The sequence below is a fragment of the Pseudomonas sp. AC463 genome, assembly GCF_979253585.1.
In genome coordinates, this window is sequence record NZ_CEEDDZ010001034.1 from 1 (window position 1) to 245 (window position 245).

Annotated in this window: 1 protein-coding gene; it reads right to left on the minus strand. The window is 56.3% G+C overall.

Going from position 1 to position 245, the window contains the following annotated elements; all coding sequences use genetic code 11:
- Positions 1-245, minus strand: a 245-nt coding sequence (locus tag AC0IYH_RS33395; RefSeq protein WP_471838714.1) for an FUSC family protein, incomplete at both ends; no start/stop codon positions are given.

Here is a 245-nt window from a genome sequence, read left to right on the forward strand (position 1 = left end):
GTCGAGTCTTGTGAAGGCACTTTGTCATTATTGCCGAGTGGTTGCTGTTTTATCGCCGCGCGATTGTCCAGCCATTGCCGCAGAGCATGCATTAGCAAGGCTATGAACAATGTCAGCAGAATGCCCAGGGTGACGTTGAACAGGCGTACTTGTGGCAGGTGCCAGTCCCTGGCCAGGCTTTCCGCGAGCAGCACGAAGCACACCGTGGTCTGCAGCACGAACAGGCCGTAGTTGTGCGCTTGCAG